This is a genomic window from Streptomyces sp. NPDC059909, assembly GCF_042730885.1.
In the GTDB taxonomy this organism is placed as follows: domain Bacteria; phylum Actinomycetota; class Actinomycetes; order Streptomycetales; family Streptomycetaceae; genus Streptomyces.
Genome location: NZ_JBHWKX010000029.1, coordinates 42373 through 59796 on the forward strand (window position 1 = coordinate 42373; position 17424 = coordinate 59796).

A 17424-nucleotide genomic window follows, 5' to 3' on the forward strand; every position below is an offset into this window, starting at 1 on the left:
CACGGGCCTCGGCGGCGAAGGCTTCCCGGTGGGCGCGGGGCGGGCTGTAGACCCGCACGTGCTGAAGCGGAAGGACCATCGACAGGGCCTCGAGATGGCTGCGGGCCATCCCTCCGGAGCCCAGCAGGCCGAGGATGCGGCTGCCGGGCCGGGCGGCATGTCGGGCGCCCAGGGCGGCGTCGGCGCCCACCCCCAAGTGCTGAAGCAGCCCCTCGTCGAGCAGGGCCACCGGCTCACCGCTGCGGATGCCGAGCAGTAGGACGAGGCCGCAGTAGCGGCCGGGGTGCCGCAGTACGTCTCCTGGTGCGCGACCCCTCTGGGGTCGGTCTCGATCAGGAGGTCGGACTTCATCCGGATCGCCGGGTACCCGGTGCGGGCCGAACCGCCCTCCATTGTCCCCCACTGGTAGACCCGGCCGTCACCGGCGGGGAAGCGCAGGTCGATGCGGGGCCGGCAGATGCCCTCGCCCGTGGCGAGGTCTCCGTTGGAGGCCTCAAGGGCGGCTATCACATCCGGCATGGTGAGGACGGCGGCGGTGACGTCGTTGCCGAGGACCAGCACGGGACCTCCCCTCGGACCCCTGCACGGAGCCCGACCAACGGCATTTTGGTATGACGTTATTCCGTCGGTCACAACAGGTTCAAGGAACGGTTCTGTCGTGGAAGAATGCTTCCATGTCACCCCGAGCGAGTCAGACCCCGGAGAACGAGGCACCCTCCAGGCAGCCGGCCGTGCCGCAGGAGCTGTTCAAGGCCGTCTCCTCGAGCCGGGTATCCCAGGTGATCGTCGAGCAGATCCGGCGCCTGCTGAAGGAGGAGCGGCTGCAGCCGGGCGACCGCCTGCCCAGCGAACGCGAACTGTGTGTGCAGTTCGGGTGCAGCCGGGTCACCATCCGCGAGGCGCTGCGCATCCTCGAGGCCAACGGCCTGGTCGAGATCAGGGTCGGCGCGCGCGGCGGCGCTTTCGTGACGGCCCCGACCTCGAGCCGGGTCGGCGAGGGCCTCGCCGACCTGCTCACCCTCTCTCCGCTCACCGCCTCCCAGGTCACCGAGGCCCGGCTGATCTTCGAACTGGGCGTGGTCCCGCTGGCCGTGGAGCGGGCCACCGACGAGGACATCGCCGACCTGCGCGCCATGTGCGACGCCCACGCGAAGGCGATGAGGAAGGGGGAGTACACCATGGAACTCTCCACCGCCTTCCACATCCGTCTTGCGGCCTGCACCCACAACCCGGCGATCGAGATGCTCGTGGAGTCCTTCCACGGCCCGATGCTCATGAGTCTGCGGAAGGCCCAGGCCATCGAGCCGACGACGATGGGCCGGCGCGGCACCAAGGAGCACCGCGAACTCGTGGAGGCGATCGCCGCCCGCGACACCGAGGCCGCGAGCACGCTGATGCGCACTCACTTGGAGCGCACGGCTTCCCGGGTGAAGGACTGACCCCACCGCCGACGACCTGTCCCGAAGCGCCCCGGACCACCGCGGTCCGGGGCGCTTTCGCGTGCGCCGTCGGCACGCCGGCCTCCATGTCAACGTCCGCTCCCTGCGGAAGGTTGGCCACCGACCCGCTCGGTATTCAGCTGCCTTACAGGAGGAATCCATGGCCAAGAAGGGGCGCACCTTCGTCTGCGGACTGGCATCGCAGACGTACGGGCTGGATGGGTTCCTGCCCGGCAGCTGGCTGCCAAGTGTGTCCGGGACGACACGGTGGTCGTCGACGACGCCACGGTCGCCCGCTCCGGCGACAGCGAGACGTCCCGCACCTGGTGGCGTCGGCCCCGGCGACGAGGAGTTCCTCACCCAGACCGTCCAGGTCCACTTCGTCCAGCTGCTGCCGCACTCCAGCAACCACGGCCACGGGCACCAGAACGAGGCGGCGTTCTGTCGAACATGTGGATGCGGACCACCTTCGCTGGTGGTCCGGATCGGTTTTGATGTGCTGGTGCCACGGTCGGGGGGCAGCGCCCGTCGGGCGATGGAGCTGCCGACGGATCGTTGCCGGGGCGGTCGAGGCCGAAGGACGCGCGATCGCGCCTGCACGTCACAGGAGCGCGGCGGCTGCCTCCTCGACGGTCTGGCGCAGGACCTCGCCCATGCGGCGCTGGTCCGCACGGTTCATGCGGCTGATGGGGACGGATACGTTGATGGCCATGCGCATGGGCATCCGCTCCGCAGGCAGGGCGACCGCGACCGATCCGACGCCGTCCTCACTCTCCTCGGAGCTCGTCGCGTATCCGAGTCGCCGTGCCCTGTCGACCGCTTCCTCCAACTCGGTGCGTGTACGGACCGAGTTGGGAGTCAGTCCCGGCAGATCCTCCTGCGGGTAGAGCTGGCGCACGGCGTCCACGGAGAGCTGCGCCAGCATGGCCTTGCCCGTCGAAGTGCAGTGCGCGGGCATCGACCGTCCGAGGCGGGAGGCGACGCGAACCGCTCGCGGGCTCTCGATCGCGTCGATGAACCGCACGGACGTGCCGTCCAGCATCCCCAGGTGGACGGTTTCCTTCAGCTCCGTGTTGACGCGCTCCAGGTAGGGATGCAGCGCGTCACGCACGTCGAAGCGCTGCAGGATGGAGGAGGCCACGCCGGTCAGCGCGGGGCCCGGCACGTAGGCCTTGCCCCGCTCCGCCTGCCGGATGAAGCCGCGGTAGTGGAGCATCGCCAGTAGCCGGTGGGCGGTGGACGTGGCGACCTCGAGGTAATTGGCCACGTCGGTGAGCCGGAGTTCAGTCTGCTCACCCAGCAGCAGCAGGATCTTGAGCGCGTTGTCCACCGACTCGATGGGGTACTGAGGCGCGGGTCCGCGGCCCAGTGACTCCACGCTGTCATTTTTCTTCATAGCAGAAGAATAGTCCAAGACATTGTGTCGGGACCCATACGGACCGTGTCGACAGCGGAGAAACTTGGGGTGAGGCATCGCGTCACGCCTATTGACCAGCCTCCTTCATCACTGTAGGACAGAGACTCCTTCTTCATGACAGAATATTGGGAGCTGGTTGCATGTTCTGGATGAGTCTGGAGCGGGTGCGCGGGCCCGTTTCCGCGGGGGCTCCACCCGGCGGCCGAGCCGCCACCCTTTCCCGGAAGCTTCGTCGAGTCTCCGTCGCCGCTGTCGCGCTGGCCCTCGTCAGCGCACTCTGCTCCGGCTGCGGTGGCAGCGCTGTGGCGGTGGACGCCAATCCTTACACCATCGGGCTGGTCACCAGCCAGACCGGCAATGCCAGCCAGCTGGGTGTGGGCGAGCTGCGCGGCGCGCAGCTGGCCGTCGACACCGTCAACAAGGCAGGCGGCATCAACGGGCACAAGGTCTCGCTGCGGGTCGCCGACGACCAGAGCAACCCCTCGCAGACCGTGCTGGCCACCCGCCGCCTGCTGTCGCAGACCTCCGCGGTGGTCGGCCCCTCGGTCGCCGGCGCCTGCAACGCGGCCGCGCCGCTGGCCACGAGCGCCGGGCGCGTCAACTACTGCCTGTCCCCAGGCATCCGCCCGGAGCCGGGCTCGACCACCTGGTCGGCCAGCGCTTCCACCGAGGACCTGGCCGAGCGGCTGGTGGAGTACTGGCGCCACCGGGGCATCACCCGCATCGGGCTGCTCCATACCACCGACGCCAGCGGCATCGACGGCGGCGAGGCGCTCCGTACGGCCGTCAGGAAGACCCCCGGCATGAAGCTGACCGGATCCGGGGCCTACAGCCCCAAGGCGATCTCGGTGACCCCCCAGCTCCAGTCGGCAACCGCCGGCTCACCGCAGGCCGTGGTCGTCTGGGCGAGCGGCGCGGCAGCGGGAGTCGCCTTCAAGGGCCTGCACGAGTCGGGCAACACCCTGCCGGTGGCCACCACGGACGCCAACCTCACCTTCGCCTTCATGGAGCGCATCAAGGACTACGTGCCCGAGACCCTGCTCATACCCGCGACCAGGGACTTCTGGGGAGACAAGGCCGGAAGCGGGTTCGCCGACCGCGTCCGCCGCTACCAGGAGAGCTACCGGGCCCGCTACCACGAGGCCCCCGACTTCGGCCCCGGCGTGGCCTACGACGCGGTCATGCTGGTCACCGAGGCACTCAGGCAGGCGGAGGGCGACCCCGCGAAGGCCGTGCAGGCACTCGAGCAACTGGGCCCGTACGACGGCATTCTCGGGACGTACTCCTTCGGCGCCGCCGACCACCGGGGCCTGACCGTGGACGACGTGGCCGTGGTCCGCGCGACCACCCGCGGCTTCACCTATGCGGGGCGGTGACGCATGTCCGGCACTCTCCAGATCATCGTCTCCGGACTCATCGACGGCAGCGTGTACGCCCTCATCGCCCTCGGCATGACGCTGGTGTACTCGATCAGCAGGGTGATCAACCTGGCGCAGGGCGGATTCGTTGTCCTGGCCGCGCTGACCGCCGTCTCGCTGCAGCAGCACACGGGGCTCGCTCCGCTGGCCGTCGCGGCGATCGTGGTGGTTCTGTTCGCCGGTGTCCTTGCCGTGGTCGACCGCGTGGTCGTCATGCCCGGCTCCCGGCGCACCACGCCGGAGCGGATGCTGCTGGTCACGGTCGGTCTGCTGCAGGCCATCGGCGGCCTTCTGCTCCTGGTGTGGGGCAACCTCCCCTACACCATGCGGCCGTTCGTCCCGGCCGACGCGACCGTCGTGGGCGGCGTGCGGATCAGCCCGCAGTACTACTGGATCGCCGGGGCACTGGCGGTCTCCGTCCTCGGACTGTGGCTGCTGCTGCACCGGTCCCCGCTGGGCACGGTGATGCGCGCAACGGCGAACAACCCGACAGCGGCCGCACTGGCCGGTGTCAACACCGACCGGGTCCGGCTCATCGCGTTCAGCCTCTCCGGCGCGATGGCCGCGCTCGCCGGAACCACCATCATCCCGGTGACGTTCCTGCAGTTCAGCACGGTGACGCCGTACGCCGTGGCCGGCTTCATCGCCGCCGTGGCCGGCGGGCTCGGCAGCAGCCGGGGCGCCGTGGTGGGCGGCTTCGTCCTCGGGCTGCTGCAGGCCGTGTTCGGCCGCTACATCAGCAGCGAGATCGCCGAGGTGGTGGCGATCGGCACGCTGCTCCTGGTCCTGCTGTTCCGGCCGAGCGGCATGTTCGGCAAGTCGAGTGAGGTGCGCCGATGACTTCCCCCGCGGTCTCCGGACGACTCCCCGTATCCGGCCCGGGCCCGGACGGGCCCGCTGCCGCCGCGCAGTCCCGGTCCCTGCCCCGTCACCTGCGCACGGCCGCAGGCGCCCTGGCCGCCCTCGCCGCGCTGGTCCTGCCCTTCGCGCTCCCGGGCTGGACCGGCCTGTTCGTGGTGGTGGGCATCTTCTTCCTGGTGGTCCTCGGCCTGAACCTGCTCACCGGGCTGTCTGGGCAGATCTCCCTGGGTCAGACCCTGTTCATGGCCCTCGGCGGCTACGGCGCCGGACTGCTCACGCTGAAGCTGCACTGGCCGACCACGGTGGCCGCGGTGGCCATGGCCGTAGTCTCGGCCCTGCTCGCAGCCCTGCTGGGCGGCGCACTCCTGCGGCTGCGCGGCTACTACCTGGCGCTGGCGACCCTGGGCCTCGCCGTGATCACGGAGGCCCTGGCCGCCGGGCTCCCCGAGCTCACCGGCGGGCCCTCCGGACTGGTCGCCATCCCCAGCCTCCAGCTGGGCAGCTGGACGGTCTTCTCCGACCGGGCCAACTACTACGTCCTGCTCGTCGTGTGCGCACTGGGCGCCTGGTTCGTCGCCAACATCCAGCGCAGCCAGACCGGGCGCGCCCTGAGCGCGGTCGCCGCGGACACCCCGGCGGCCGCCATGCTGGGCATCGCCACGGCCCGCTACAAGACGCAGGCCTTCATGGCCTCCGCAGTCTTCGCCTCGGTCGCCGGCAGCCTCTACGTCTACTATCTCCGCTTCATCTCACCCGACGTGATCAGCGTGACCGTTGCCTTCAGCGTGGTCATCATGCTCGCCCTGGGAGGGGCCAGGACCCTGGTCGGGCCGCTCCTGGGTGCGCTGGTCCTGCAGGGGCTGCCGCAGGCCGGACAGTCCTTCTCGCTCTGGATGCCGCTGGTCGCCGGCATCGTCCTGATCGTGGTCACGACCTACTTCCCCAAGGGGCTGTGGGGCACGGCCAAGGCACTGGTCCGCAGGAGGTACGCACGATGACCCACTTGCTCGAAGTGGCGGGCGTCACCCGCCGGTTCGGCGGCATCACCGCTGTCGACCAGGTCAGCTTCACCGTGGGCGAGGGCAGCGCCCGGGCCGTCATCGGCCCCAACGGGGCCGGGAAGACCACCCTGTTGGACCTGATCACCGGGTTCACCGCACCGGACGAAGGCACGGTCCTGCTCGACGGCGAGGACATCACCGGTGTGGCTCCGCACCGGCTCCCCCAACGGGGCCTGATGCGGACCTTCCAGTCGGCCCGCCTGGTCCCGCTGCTCACGGTCCGTGAGAACGTCATGCTCGGCGCCCACCGCTTCACCCGCTCCCGCTTCCTCTCCGACGGGCTGCGCCTGCCCCGCGCCCGGCGCGAGGAACGCGCGCTGCGCGCCCGCACCGCCGAACTGCTGGACTTCCTCGGGCTCACCCCGTTCGCCGACCGTCCGGCAGCCGATCTCCCGGCCGGCGCCCAGCGGCTCGTCGAGGTCGCCCGCGGGCTGTCGGGAGGCCCCCGCATCCTGCTGCTCGACGAACCGGCGGCCGGGCTCGACGACACCGAGACGGCGGAACTCGCCGACGCCCTGAGCGCCGTCCACGCCGGCGGCATCGCCCTGGTGCTCATCGAGCACAACATCGACCTCGTCATGAAGGTCAGTGACCGTGTCCTCGTCCTGGACGCCGGCGGCGTCCTGGCGGACGGCCCGCCGGAAGAGGTGCGGCGCGACCCCGCGGTCATCGAGGCATACCTGGGAGCAGCGACATGATCATCGAAGTGGACCGGTTGGACGTGCGGTACGGCCCGACCCGCGCGCTGCGCGACGTCTCGTTCGAGCTGGCCGAGGGCGAGGTGGTGGCCCTCATCGGGGCCAACGGCGCGGGCAAGTCCAGTCTGCTGCGTGCCCTGGCCGGGCTGGAGACCCCCCGAGGCGGAACCATCCGTCTCTTCGGCCAGGACATCGGCCGCGCACCGGCCCACGAGGTGGCGCGGAAGGGGCTGCGGCTGGTCGCGGAGGGCCGCCAGCTCTTCACCGATCTCACGGTCGGCGAGAACCTCTGGATGGGGGGATACGCCTCGCCGTTCGGTCGCGAGGAACAACAGGACCAGCTGGAAAGGGTCTTCGAGCTCTTTCCCGTTCTGCGCGAGTTCACCGGACGGGCCGCGGGGATGCTCTCCGGGGGCCAGCAGCAGATGGTCGCCATCGGACGGGCGCTGATGGGCGGTCCACGCGTCCTGCTGCTCGACGAACCGTCCCTGGGCCTGGCGCCCAAGTTCGTCGCGCAGATCTTCGAGGTGGTCGGCGAGTTGGCCGCCACCGGCATCACCGTTCTGCTGGCCGAGCAGAACGCGGCCGCCGCCCTGCGCGCGGCGGACCGCGGGATCGTGCTGTCCAACGGCAGGATCACGCACGCCTCTTCGGCGCAGGAGCTCCTGGACGACGAGGACGTCAGCCGGCACTACCTCGGCGTCGGCACGGCCACGGGCGCCGACTCGGTAGTGGCCCCCCGGCAACTGCCGCGCGCTCTGGACCGGTTGGAGATCTGAGCAGACCATCCGTACCAACACGCCGCAGCCCCCGAGGATGCCTTGCCCTCGGGGGCTCTCGGCCGTGCCCGCACGGTCCCGCCCGCAGCCAAGACCACCGTCCAGGAGAGGAGTTGACGCAGCTCAGGAATGTTGTTCTACTGAGCAGAGGTGATATCTGTTCTAAAGAAAAACGCAGAAGGCCTTCATGTTCGCTTCGAGGAGGAAGGGACGCGATGACCGATCACGACGGCGTCTTCGAGGACGTGCGCAGGGGCATGATCCCCGCGCACATCTACAACGACCAGGAAATATTCGACCTCGAGAAGGAGCGGCTGTTCAGCCGCGCCTGGATGTTCGTGGGGCACGAGTCCGAGATACCCCACCCCGGCGACTACGTCGTCCGGCGGGTGCTGGAGGACTCCTTCATCCTGGCCAGGGGCGAGAAGGGCGAGATTCACGCCCACTTCAACATGTGTCTGCATCGCGGTATGCAGGTGTGCAGGGCGGAGATGGGCAACGCCTCGCACTTCCGCTGCCCCTACCACGGCTGGTCCTACCGCAACGACGGCCGCATCGTGGGCCTCCCCTTCCACCAGGACGCCTACGGTGGAGAGGCCGGCTTCCGGCGCAAGGGACAGCGGCTGCTGCCCGCCCCGAACCTCGACACCTACAACGGCCTGATCTTCCTGAACATGGACCCCGACGCGCCGTCGCTGCGTGAGTACCTGGGGGACTTCGCCTTCTACCTGGACTACTACACCAAGCAGAGCCCCAGCGGCATCGAGCTGCGCGGACCCCAGCGCTGGCGGGTGAAGGCCAACTGGAAGATCGGCGCCGAGAACTTCGCCGGCGACATGTACCACACGCCGCAGACCCACACCAGCGTCGTCGAGATCGGCCTGTTCCGGGAGCCGAAGGCGGAGAAGCGCAAGGACGGCTGCACCTACTGGGCGGGCAACGGCGGTGGCACCACATACAAGCTGCCGCCCGGCACCCTGGAGGAGCGCCTGCGGTACGTCGGCTACCCCGACGAGATGATCGACCGGATGAAGAAGTCCTGGTCGGCCGAGCAGCTGAGGGTGATCGGCGACGACGGTTTCATGATCTCCGCGGCGTCCGTCTTCCCGAACCTGAGCCTCGTGCACAACTGGCCCAAGGTCGCCGACAGCGACGACGTGCTGCCGTTCACCTCCATCCGCCAGTGGCAGCCCGTCGGCAAGGACGAGACCGAGGTCCTGTCCTGGTTCGCCGTCGACGCCGAGGCCCCGGAGGAGTTCAAGGAACTCTCCTACAAGGCCTACCTGATGTGCTTCGGCTCAACGGGCATGTTCGAGCAGGACGACGTGGAGAACTGGGTCTCGCTCACCAACACCGCGGCGGGTTCCATGGCCCGACGCCTGTTGCTCAACAGCCGTATGGGCATCCTCGCCGACGACACGGAGGTCGTCCCGGCCCTCACCCCGGAGCAGTTCGCCGGGCCCGGCACGGCCCACACCGGATACGGCGAGTACAACCAGCGCGAACTGCTGAACCGGTGGGCCGACCACCTGTCCACCCCGGTCACCACCGCGGCCGCGGTCGAGGTCGGCGGACAGGGCCCCCGGAACGAGGAGAAGACGGACGGCACCTGTGAGCCGGCGAGCGAGACGGCGGCCAGGAGCACCGACGGAGCGAACAACACGGTGGTGACCGGAGCATGACGACCCAGACCGGAATCTACCGGGGCGGCAGCTACTCGGCCGGCCGCACCGGCACCCACTCCGAGCAGGCCATCCTCGGCCGCGGCGCCTCACGCGTCCAGCGCACCGGCGACACGCTCGGCTTCGCCGACGAGCGGCACCTGCTGGCACACCAGTGGCTCGTCGACGAGACGTACCTGTTCGACGCACAGAGCTACCAGAGCTGGCTCGACCTGCTCACCGACGACATCCACTATCTGATGCCCGTCCGGGTCACCACCGCGCTCGGCTCCGGCTTCGACACGGCACCCGGCATGGCGCACTTCGACGAGGACAAGTACTCGCTCTCCCGCCGGGTCGCCCGCTTCCTCACCGAGCACGCCTGGACCGAGGACCCGCCCTCCAGGATGCGCCACCACCTCACCAACGTCCGTACCTTCGCCACCGAGGACGCGGACCACCTGATCGTCGAGTCCGGGGTCCTGCTCTACCGCAGCCGGGGCGATGTCCGCGAGGCCGCCCAGATGTCCTACGGCCGCGAGGACCTGCTGCGCCGCACCGACGACGGCTGGAAGCTGGCGCGCCGGACGATCCTCGCCGACGACTCCGTCATCCGCATGCAGAACCTGGCGGTCTTCCTGTGAACCTGCAGTGGGAAGGCGAGGAGGAGGACACGAGGGCGGCGCGGAAGGCGGCCGCCGAGAAGGCCGAACTGGTCTCCCGCACGGTCGGCGAACCCATCACCCTGGGCAACGAGTTCTCGGAGATCCGGGTGAGCCGGGTGGAGACACGCAACGGGACCCGGCTCCTGATCGAGTCGACCCGTTCCGGCCAGTGGGTGTCCCTGTGCCCGCTGGAGCTGGAGTCACTCACCTGGCAGAACACCGCCACCTTCTCCGCGATGATCGGCAACCCGTTCGGCCCGCTGCTGCAGGAGGAGCTGTGACGGGCTGGCTGGAGGGCAAGCGGGCGCTCGTGGTGGGCGCCGGCTCGGGCATCGGCCGCGCGGTCGTCGACGCGTTCCGCGCGGAGGGCGCCCGGGTAGCGGTACTCGAGCGGGACCCGGAGAAGTGCCGTGCGCTGAGCGAGACGGCCCCCGACGTCCCGGTCGTCACGGGCGACGCCGCGACCCGGGCCGCCAACGAGCAGGCGGTCGCCACCGCGGTGGAGGTGTTCGGCGGCCTGGACGTCCTGGTCAACTGCGTCGGCGTGTTCGACTTCTACCAGGCACTCGCCGACCTGGACCCAGACCTCGTCGACACCGCGTTCGACGAGATGTTCTCGGTGAACGTCAAGACCCACCTGCACGCCGTGAAGGCGGCACTGCCCGAACTCCGGAAGACCAAGGGCTCGATCGTCCTCACCGAGTCGACGTCCGCCTACTATCCGGGGCGCGGCGGAGTGCTGTACGTGGCGTCGAAGTTCGCGGTGCGCGGCCTGGTCACCACGCTCGCCCACGAACTCGCCCCCGAGGTCCGCGTCAACGGGGTTGCCCCGGGCGGCACCCTGGGCACCGACCTGCGCGGGCTCGGCAGCCTCGGGCTCGACGCCCGCAGCCTGGGCGAGACCCCCGGCCGCGCGGCCGAGCTGGCGGGACGCGTACCGCTGCGGGTGGCCCTCTCCGGGGCCGACCACGCCTGGAGCTACGTGTTCCTGGCGTCCGACCGGTCCCGCGGCATCACCGGAGGCGCCGTCCATCCCGACGGCGGGATCGGCATCAAGGGCTGATCAGAACACGGTCTGACGAGCAGCAAGGCCTCACCGGAAAAGGCCTGACCGGCAACACGAAGAATGGCGTGGAAGGAACAGACTCATGCCCGTACTCAAGGCGGACTTCGGCGCGTGCCAGGGGTACGCGAACTGTGTGATGGCAGCCCCCGACACTTATGACCTGGACGACGACGGCGTGGTGGTCCTGCTCAAGGACAGCATTCCGGATGAGGACCTGGCCCGCGTCCAGGAGGCCGCCCGCAGCTGCCCCGTCTCGGCCCTGATGATCGAGGAAGCGTGAACGGCACCGTCGTGGTCGTGGGCGCCTCGGTCGCCGGCGTCCGTGCCGCCCAGGCACTGAGGGCCGAGGGCCACCAGGGCAGCATCGTCCTGGTGGACGCCGACTCCGAGGTCCCCTACGACAAGCCGCCGCTGTCCAAGCAGTTCCTCTCCGGGGAATGGGACGCCGACCGTCTCCGGCTCCTCACCCCCGAGGACGCACGGAACGCCGGTCTGGAACTGCGGCTGGGCGTCGCCGCCCGGCGCCTGGACCCGACCGCCCAGCGGGTCGAACTCGCCGACGGCAGCGAACTCGCCTACGACGCCTGTGTCCTGGCCACCGGGGCCGCGGCACGTCCCTCCCCGTGGGGGGCCACCTCCGGCGTGCACGTCGTCCGCACCCTCGACGACGCCGCGGCGCTCCGTAGCGACCTGCGGGCCGGCGGGTCGGTCGTCGTGGTCGGCGGAGGCTTCATCGGCGCGGAGACCGCCGCCACCGCACACCGGCTCGGCTGTCATGTCACCGTGGTCGATCCGCTGCCCAGCCCCATCGGGCGCGTCCTCGGCCCCGCCGCGGGACCACTCTTCGCAGACCTGCACACCCGCCATGAGGTGGCTGCCCGGTTCGGCCGCGGCGTCACCGCCGTCACCGGAACCGCCGGGAACCTGTCGGTGGCGCTCGACGACGGCGAGGTGCTGCCCGCCCGCACCGTCGTCGTGGGTATCGGCGCCGTCCCCAACGACGCCTGGCTCGCCGGCTCGGGGCTGCGCGTGGACAACGGTGTGCTGTGTGACGAGTACTGCCGCGCCCTCGGTGTGGAGAACGTGTACGCGGCGGGAGACCTGGCCCGGTGGTACCACCCGGGACGGGGCCGGCACCTCCGCGTCGAGCACTGGACCAACGCCGTCGACCAGGCCGCCCTCGTCGCGCACAACATCACCCACCCCGAGGACTTGCGGCCCCACGCACCCGTCGAGTACGTCTGGAGCGATCAGTACGACTGGAAGATCCAGATCGTCGGATGCCCTGCCGACGCCGCCCATCACACCCTGGTCGGCAGCTTCGACGGGGCGTCGGCCAGGGGAGCTGCCCTGTACACCGACGAGACGGGCCTGCTGACCGCCGCGATGACCGTCAACTGGCCCCGGGCCCTGGTCGAGTGCCGCCGGCTGGTCGCCGGTGGCACGACGACGCTGGATACCGCGGCCGCCCGGCTGGACCGCCTCACCGCCCGCCCCGCGCAGACCTCCGGAGCCGCCACATGAACGACCGCGACCTGACCTCAGGGCGTGGACTGACCGCCGAGCGCCAACTCGTCTCCGAAGCCTGCCGGATCCTCGCCGCACGCGGCCTGGCCGACGGCATCCTGGGCCACATCAGCCTTCGTATCAGCGAGGACACGCTCCTCGTACGCTGCCGGGGCCCCCGGGAACAGGGACTCCTCCACACCACTCCCGACGACATCCACCTGGTCGACCTGGACGGGAAGCCGGGCGACGTCGGTGAACTCGAGGGCGGATGGTCGACGCCCAACGAACTCCCGCTCCACACCGAGGTACTGCGAGCGCGTCCCGACGTCACCGCCGTCGTCCACGCCCACCCCGTGGCTGTGGTGGCGGCAGACCTTGCCGGGCTGGCCATCCGGCCGATCATCGGCGCGTTCGACATCCCAGGGACCCGCCTGGCTGCCGGGGGCGTGCCGGTCCACCCCCGGGGCGTACTCATCCGCAACCGCCGTCTGGCCGGCGAGATGACCCGCTCCCTCGGCACCCGGCCGGCGGTGGTGCTCCGCGGCCATGGACTGACCAGCACCGGTTCGTGCGTCGAGGAGGCGGTGCTGCGCGCCATCTCCATCGACACCATCGCCCGTCTGTCCTTGACCATCACCCAGGCCGGCGGCACCCTCCAGGACCTCCCGCCCGAAGACCTGCGTGAGCTCCCGGACCTCGGGAGCGGCTTCAACCACGACACGGCCTGGCGCCACGAACTGACCCGCGTCCACGCGTCTCAGCCTGGGGGTGCACCGGCGTGACATGAGCGGGTCGTGCACACACCGATCCGGAGGACGGCTGGGCCGCACCGACGAGCTCGGTGGTGCATGAGCCGCGCACCACACCGTACGGGTTGACGCCGTTCACGCGGATGCCCAGCTCGCCGAGTTCGGCGGCGAGCAGGCGCACTTGGTGTTGCCTGGTCGGCCGTTCCCCCCCGGCCACAAGGGCGTGGAAGACGACCGGCTTCGGCCATGACGGATTCCTCGGCACGGCGGTGCGCCACCGCATCGGCGCCGTGCCTGCGGGCAGGCACGGGCAAGCCCGGAACATCCGCCGCGCCGATCGCGTGCACCGGCCAGCCCGGCTGCTCGACCGCTGCGTCGAGCGCGTTCTGTCAGCCGGCGGCGACCGGGCCCTTCGCGCCGCGGGGCGCCGGTTGCACGGCGTCGGCGGCTCCGGTCGCTTCGTTCCGCAGGGCACGGGGACCAGACGCCGCCCGCAAGTCGCCGGCCGCTGCCATCGCCTCGGACGAAAGTTTCAGCGGCTGGACCAAGACCTTCACCGACCCCGGGCTCTGCGCGGCGATCGCCGACCGGCTCACCTGCGGCAACACGATCGAGACCGGCACCGACTCCTACCGCCTGGCCACACCCAAGCCCACCAGCAGGCCACCACGGGCTGATCCACACCGCCGCCTTCCTCCGCAGGTGGCCGCGTCAGCCAGCGGGCCGAGCGCGTCAAGGTGGAGCAACCGCAGACGAAGCCGAGGACGAACGACCTTTGTGAGGCTGGTGAGGCCCTCGCGGCCAGCTCCGCCTCGAAGGTTTCGCGCGCCCACGGGTCATCGGCAACGCTCGATTTGATCGCGTGCACGATCCTCGACCTGCTCGGCTCAGCCCGCGAACTGCATCGGCGGGTGCAATGCCAGGTACCGAGCGGCCTTGCTGCCCAGGTTGAAGTGCTGGTGGAACCACCGGTCCGGCGGGACGAACAGAGCCGCCTCCTGCCACGGGACGACGATCCGTTCGCGCTCGTGCCACATCGTCGAATAGCCCTCATTGCTCGGGATAACGATCACGCGGCCGGGGCCGTGCCGGTGCCCCTTCTTGTAGGTCCGCGCATCGAACACCGACATGTGGCAGCTCATGTCGGAACTGGCAAACTGGATGCGCAAGGTCCGCCCGCCGGCGCCGCGGTAGGCGTTGGAGTCGGGTCGTCCCAGGCGCTCATGGCAGCACTACGCCGGTCATACATCACCGCACAAGAACGGATTGAGCGAGTGTAAAAATTCATTGCTTGGGCTATTCGGAGTTCTGGTGAAACACATCCGTCAATCAAGATCTTCGGAGGTTCCGTCCTCGGGCGGGCCTGTGCGCAGGCGCTGGAGAGGCCCGAGGTCGCTGCTGAGCGTGCATAGTGTGGTTGGCCAGATGTTCGTGCTGCAGGTGGCGATCGTCATGCTGCTGGCGGTGGGGGCCGTCGTTCTGTTGCTGCTGACAGTGCAGCGCGGGGCCACACAAAATGCGTCCGACCGCTCACTCGCCGTCGCGGAGAGTTTCGCTCACTCCCCGGGGATCGTAGAAGCTCTGAAGTCGCCCGATCCGCCGGCGGTGCTGCAGCCGCGGACCGAGGCGGCCAGGAAGAGCTCCGGCGTCGCGGCCATCGTCATTGTGAATCGGGACGGAGTCCGTTATACGCATCCTCGGCCTGAGCTCATCGGCCAGCGCTGGACGGCGAAGCAGGTGGCCCCTCTGCTGGCCGGGCGGACGGTCACGCGCGAGGCCGAGACCCCTCTCGGTCCGGTGATCTCGACTCTTGTCCCTGTGAAGGACCGCGATGGCTCCGTGATCGGCGCGGTCGCTGCCACCGTCACGGTCGAAAACGTCAACAGCATGGTGGCTCGAGAGCTGCCGGCCGTATTCGGCGCCGCTGCTGCCGCCGTGGCCGTCACCACGGGCGGGGCGGCGGTGCTCAGCCGGCGGCTGCTGCGTCAGACCCGGAACCTCGGCCCGACGGAGATCACCCGACTGTATGAGCACCACGACGCGGTCCTGCACGCCGCCCGGGAAGGCGTCGTCATCGTCGACGCCGACCGTCGTCTGCTGCTGGCCAACGGTGAGGCGCGGCGCCTGCTCGACCTTCCTCCGGACTGCGAGGACCGCCCTGTGCGCGAGCTCGGCCTCGCCCCGGCGATTGCCGAGCTGCTGGCATCGGGGCGTGAGGCCGACGACGAGGTGCATCTGGCAGGCGGCCGCGTGTTGGCCGTCAACCAGCGGCCCCTGGCCCGGTACGGAGGTCCGTCCGGCAGCGTTGTGACACTACGTGACTCCACAGAGCTCCAGGCGCTCTCCGGCAGGGCGGAAGCGGCGCGGGACCGCTTGAAGGCGCTGTACGACGCGAGTGTGGGCATCGGCACCACGCTCGATGTGACCCGGACGGCGGAGGAGCTGGCCGAGGTGGCGGTACCGCAGTTCGCCGACTTCGTCACCGTCGATCTCGCCGAGCCCATCCTGCTGGGCGACGAGCCGGCGGACATCGAAAAGCAGCTCCGCCGTGTCGCCGCCAGAGGCATCCGCGAAGACACTCCGCTGTACCGTACGGGCGAACCGATCAGGTTCATCCCCTCCACGCCTCAGGCCGTCAGCCTGACCCTGGGACACGCGATCCTCGAGCCTGATGTGCGCAACGCCCCCGAAATCCGAGCACAAGACCCTCAGCGCGTCCAGCGGCTCATCGACCACGGAACCCACTCTTTCATCGCCGCCCCTCTGTGCGCCCGCGGAGTTGCCTTGGGCGTCGCGAGCTTCTGGCGTGCGCAGATGCCCGAGCCCTTCGACGAGGAAGATCGGGTCCTGGCCGAGGAGCTGGCCGTTCGCGCCGCTGTGTGTATCGACAATGCACGCCGGTACACCCGAGAACACGCCATGGCCGTGACACTGCAGCGCAGCCTGCTGCCCAGGGACCTGCCCGAGCAGAATGCTCTTGAAATCGCCTACCGCTACCTGCCCACCCAGGGCGCAGGCGGCGACTGGTTCGACGTTATCCCCCTGCCGGGTGCACGGGTCGCGCTGGTTGTAGGGGACGTGGTCGGGCAGGGCCTGCACGCCGCGGCCACCATGGGCCGTCTGCGCACCGCTGTCCGTAACTTCTCAAGGCTGGATCTGCCGCCGGATGAACTCCTCGCACGTCTGGATGAACTGAGCGGCGGTGACGACGGCAGTGAGGGGACGGCGGAATTCGCCGATGCGACCGTCGGAGCCACCTGTCTCTACGCCATCTACGACCCGGTGGAACGACGCTGCACCATGGCCCGAGCCGGCCATCCGCCTCCTGCGTTGGTCCACCCCGATCGCACGGTCGACATTGTCGAGCTGCCGGCCGGGCCACCGCTGGGCCTGGGTGGTTTCCCCTTCGCGACCGCCGAGGTGGAAGTAGCCGAGGGCAGCAAGCTCGTTCTCTACACCGACGGCCTGGTAAGGGACCGCGACAGGGACATCGACGAGAGCCTGGACATCCTGGGCAGCACCTTGAGGCGCGTGAACGGAGAGCCGGAAGAGACGTGTGGCGCGGTGCTCGAAGCCTTGCTGCCCCGTCGCTTGATCGATGACATCGTACTCGTCGTGGCACGCACCCGCGCGCTGCCTCAGAATCAGATCGCGCGTTGGGACGTGCCCCGCGACCCTGCGGCCGTCGGGCAGATGCGTGCCACGGTCGCGGACCAGCTTTCCCAATGGGAGTTGGAGGATCTTGGTTTCGTCACCGAACTGATCCTCAGCGAGCTGATCACCAACGCAATCCGCTATGCCACCGGCCCGATCGGCGTGCGGTTGTTGCTGGATCGCACGCTGATCTGCGAGGTCTCCGATGGCAGCAGCACCTCCCCCCATCTGCGGTATGCCGAGACCACGGATGAAGGCGGGCGGGGTCTCTTCCTCGTCGCCCAGTTGGCCGAACGCTGGGGTACTCGCTATACCCCGAGCGGCAAGGTCATCTGGTCCGAACAGTCACTTCCGGATGAGTACCGCGGCGTGAGGCCTGTGTAATCGCCTTCTGTCGCGACGGTCCGTGTGGCGCGCGCAGCGTTGCCCGGACGCGGCCTTGGTGGT

16 protein-coding genes and 2 pseudogenes are annotated in these 17424 nt (G+C 69.7%); 15 read left to right on the forward strand and 3 right to left on the reverse strand.

The window, feature by feature from the left end; all coding sequences use genetic code 11:
* Window positions 1–7 precede the first annotated feature (7 nt).
* Window positions 8–403, reverse strand: a pseudogene (locus ACFV9O_RS20625) (hypothetical protein); the annotation flags it as partial.
* Between the two features lie 271 nt (window positions 404–674).
* On the opposite strand from ACFV9O_RS20625, the gene ACFV9O_RS20630 reads away from it, so the two are divergent.
* A complete protein-coding gene (locus tag ACFV9O_RS20630) occupies window positions 675–1439 on the forward strand; it encodes a FadR/GntR family transcriptional regulator (protein ID WP_385419910.1) in 765 nt (254 codons plus the stop codon).
* Window positions 1440–2040: 601 nt separating this feature from the next.
* On the opposite strand, the gene ACFV9O_RS20635 is transcribed toward ACFV9O_RS20630, so the two are convergent.
* Window positions 2041–2835 carry an IclR family transcriptional regulator gene (locus tag ACFV9O_RS20635; RefSeq protein ID WP_385419912.1) on the reverse strand — a complete coding sequence of 265 codons (795 nt, stop codon included), beginning with the start codon at window positions 2833–2835 and terminating at the stop codon, window positions 2041–2043.
* A 161-nt stretch (window positions 2836–2996) separates the two neighbouring features.
* Between ACFV9O_RS20635 and ACFV9O_RS20640 the strand changes: the two genes are divergently transcribed.
* The 13 genes and pseudogenes from ACFV9O_RS20640 to ACFV9O_RS20700 all read left to right on the forward strand — a co-directional run.
* Window positions 2997–4232, forward strand: a complete 1236-nt coding sequence (locus ACFV9O_RS20640) for an ABC transporter substrate-binding protein (RefSeq protein WP_385419913.1) — start codon at window positions 2997–2999, stop codon at window positions 4230–4232.
* A 3-nt stretch (window positions 4233–4235) separates the two neighbouring features.
* Complete coding sequence (locus ACFV9O_RS20645; protein ID WP_385419915.1) at window positions 4236–5114, forward strand: branched-chain amino acid ABC transporter permease; 879 nt, start codon at window positions 4236–4238, stop codon at window positions 5112–5114.
* The gene (locus ACFV9O_RS20650) at window positions 5111–6133 is read left to right on the forward strand and encodes a branched-chain amino acid ABC transporter permease (protein WP_385419917.1); all 1023 of its coding nucleotides are present in this window, start codon (window positions 5111–5113) and stop codon (window positions 6131–6133) included. The genes ACFV9O_RS20645 and ACFV9O_RS20650 overlap by 4 nt, the downstream gene beginning before the upstream one ends.
* Window positions 6130–6894: an ABC transporter ATP-binding protein gene (locus tag ACFV9O_RS20655; protein ID WP_385419919.1), complete on the forward strand. Its 765-nt coding sequence runs from the start codon at window positions 6130–6132 to the stop codon at window positions 6892–6894. Before ACFV9O_RS20650 ends, ACFV9O_RS20655 begins: the two co-directional genes overlap by 4 nt.
* Window positions 6894–7673, forward strand: a complete 780-nt coding sequence (locus ACFV9O_RS20660) for an ABC transporter ATP-binding protein (protein ID WP_385420006.1) — start codon at window positions 6894–6896, stop codon at window positions 7671–7673. Before ACFV9O_RS20655 ends, ACFV9O_RS20660 begins: the two co-directional genes overlap by 1 nt.
* Window positions 7674–7888: 215 nt before the next feature.
* Complete coding sequence (locus tag ACFV9O_RS20665) at window positions 7889–9355, forward strand: Rieske 2Fe-2S domain-containing protein (RefSeq protein WP_385419921.1); 1467 nt, start codon at window positions 7889–7891, stop codon at window positions 9353–9355.
* Window positions 9352–9978 (forward strand): 3-phenylpropionate/cinnamic acid dioxygenase subunit beta, encoded by a 627-nt coding sequence (locus ACFV9O_RS20670; protein WP_385419923.1) that lies wholly within the window; start codon window positions 9352–9354, stop codon window positions 9976–9978. Before ACFV9O_RS20665 ends, ACFV9O_RS20670 begins: the two co-directional genes overlap by 4 nt.
* The gene (locus ACFV9O_RS20675; protein ID WP_385419925.1) at window positions 9975–10280 is read left to right on the forward strand and encodes a hypothetical protein; all 306 of its coding nucleotides are present in this window, start codon (window positions 9975–9977) and stop codon (window positions 10278–10280) included. Before ACFV9O_RS20670 ends, ACFV9O_RS20675 begins: the two co-directional genes overlap by 4 nt.
* On the forward strand, window positions 10277–11062 hold the full coding sequence (gene hcaB / locus ACFV9O_RS20680) for a 3-(cis-5,6-dihydroxycyclohexa-1,3-dien-1-yl)propanoate dehydrogenase (RefSeq protein WP_385419927.1): 786 nt from the start codon (window positions 10277–10279) through the stop codon (window positions 11060–11062). Before ACFV9O_RS20675 ends, hcaB begins: the two co-directional genes overlap by 4 nt.
* 85 nt (window positions 11063–11147) lie before the next feature.
* Window positions 11148–11345, forward strand: a complete 198-nt coding sequence (locus tag ACFV9O_RS20685; RefSeq protein ID WP_385419929.1) for a ferredoxin — start codon at window positions 11148–11150, stop codon at window positions 11343–11345.
* A complete protein-coding gene (locus ACFV9O_RS20690) occupies window positions 11342–12589 on the forward strand; it encodes an NAD(P)/FAD-dependent oxidoreductase (RefSeq protein ID WP_385419931.1) in 1248 nt (415 codons plus the stop codon). The genes ACFV9O_RS20685 and ACFV9O_RS20690 overlap by 4 nt, the downstream gene beginning before the upstream one ends.
* Complete coding sequence (locus ACFV9O_RS20695) at window positions 12586–13356, forward strand: class II aldolase/adducin family protein (protein WP_385419933.1); 771 nt, start codon at window positions 12586–12588, stop codon at window positions 13354–13356. The genes ACFV9O_RS20690 and ACFV9O_RS20695 overlap by 4 nt, the downstream gene beginning before the upstream one ends.
* Before the next feature lie 477 nt (window positions 13357–13833).
* A pseudogene (locus ACFV9O_RS20700) lies at window positions 13834–13965 on the forward strand (ATP-binding protein); the annotation flags it as partial.
* Window positions 13966–14210: 245 nt separating this feature from the next.
* On the opposite strand, the gene ACFV9O_RS20705 reads toward ACFV9O_RS20700, so the two are convergent.
* Window positions 14211–14453: a hypothetical protein gene (locus tag ACFV9O_RS20705; RefSeq protein ID WP_385419934.1), complete on the reverse strand. Its 243-nt coding sequence runs from the start codon at window positions 14451–14453 to the stop codon at window positions 14211–14213.
* 295 nt (window positions 14454–14748) lie between these two features.
* Between ACFV9O_RS20705 and ACFV9O_RS20710 the strand changes: the two genes are divergently transcribed.
* On the forward strand, window positions 14749–17361 hold the full coding sequence (locus ACFV9O_RS20710; RefSeq protein WP_385419935.1) for a SpoIIE family protein phosphatase: 2613 nt from the start codon (window positions 14749–14751) through the stop codon (window positions 17359–17361).
* The last annotated feature ends 63 nt before the right edge of the window (window positions 17362–17424 follow it).

Excerpts from the sequence above, each read along its gene's own strand:
- ACFV9O_RS20630 (WP_385419910.1), top strand. The coding sequence starts at position 675 with ATGTCACCCCGAGCGAGTCAGACCCCGGAGAACGAGGCACCCTCCAGG.
- ACFV9O_RS20635 (WP_385419912.1), bottom strand. The coding sequence starts at position 2,835 with ATGAAGAAAAATGACAGCGTGGAGTCACTGGGCCGCGGACCCGCGCCT.
- ACFV9O_RS20640 (WP_385419913.1), top strand. The coding sequence starts at position 2,997 with ATGTTCTGGATGAGTCTGGAGCGGGTGCGCGGGCCCGTTTCCGCGGGG.
- ACFV9O_RS20645 (WP_385419915.1), top strand. The coding sequence starts at position 4,236 with ATGTCCGGCACTCTCCAGATCATCGTCTCCGGACTCATCGACGGCAGC.
- ACFV9O_RS20650 (WP_385419917.1), top strand. The coding sequence starts at position 5,111 with ATGACTTCCCCCGCGGTCTCCGGACGACTCCCCGTATCCGGCCCGGGC.
- ACFV9O_RS20655 (WP_385419919.1), top strand. The coding sequence starts at position 6,130 with ATGACCCACTTGCTCGAAGTGGCGGGCGTCACCCGCCGGTTCGGCGGC.
- ACFV9O_RS20665 (WP_385419921.1), top strand. The coding sequence starts at position 7,889 with ATGACCGATCACGACGGCGTCTTCGAGGACGTGCGCAGGGGCATGATC.
- ACFV9O_RS20670 (WP_385419923.1), top strand. The coding sequence starts at position 9,352 with ATGACGACCCAGACCGGAATCTACCGGGGCGGCAGCTACTCGGCCGGC.
- ACFV9O_RS20685 (WP_385419929.1), top strand. The coding sequence starts at position 11,148 with ATGCCCGTACTCAAGGCGGACTTCGGCGCGTGCCAGGGGTACGCGAAC.
- ACFV9O_RS20695 (WP_385419933.1), top strand. The coding sequence starts at position 12,586 with ATGAACGACCGCGACCTGACCTCAGGGCGTGGACTGACCGCCGAGCGC.
- ACFV9O_RS20705 (WP_385419934.1), bottom strand. The coding sequence starts at position 14,453 with ATGTCGGTGTTCGATGCGCGGACCTACAAGAAGGGGCACCGGCACGGC.
- ACFV9O_RS20710 (WP_385419935.1), top strand. The coding sequence starts at position 14,749 with ATGTTCGTGCTGCAGGTGGCGATCGTCATGCTGCTGGCGGTGGGGGCC.